1 protein-coding gene is annotated in these 503 nt (G+C 68.8%); it reads right to left on the bottom strand.

Annotated features, from left to right (window positions below; all coding sequences use genetic code 11):
* Positions 1 to 503, bottom strand: a 503-nt coding sequence (locus tag AC1DWF_RS39095) for a xanthine dehydrogenase family protein molybdopterin-binding subunit (protein WP_476843750.1), incomplete at both ends; no start/stop codon positions are given.

Genomic DNA, 503 nt, shown 5'->3' with positions numbered 1-503 from the left:
GTCGCGCACGCCGAGCACGGCCAGCGCCTCCAGCACCGCGTTCACGATGGCCGGCGGCAGGCCGACCGAGCCAACCTCTGCGCAGCCCTTGGCCTTGAGCGGGTTATGTTCGCAGGGGGTGCCGTGGGTCAGCACGTCATAGGCGGGCAGGTCGGCGGCGCGGGGGAGGGCGTAGTCCTGGAAGCTCGCGGTCAACATCTGGCCCGCCTCGTCGAAGACGCAGTTCTCGAAGAGCGCCTGGCCCGCGCCCTGGGCGAGCCCGCCATGGATCTGCCCGTGCACGATCATAGGATTGATGATGGCGCCGAGATCGTCCGCCGCGACGATGCGCTCGAGGAAGACCTGCCCGGTCTCGGGGTCCACCTCCAGCTCGCAGATGTGGCAGCCGCCGGGAAAGGTCCAGTTTTTGGGGTCGTAGAAGGCGGTCTCGTCGAGGCCGGGCTCAATCTCGTCGATGGGGTAGTCGTGCGGCGTGTAGGCGGCGCGGGCGACCTCTACGAAGG

It is taken from the genome of Aminobacter sp. P4_D5 (assembly GCF_056401815.1).
The sequence above is the reverse complement of the archived record's forward strand: the minus strand, read 5'-3'. Positions and strand labels throughout refer to the sequence as shown.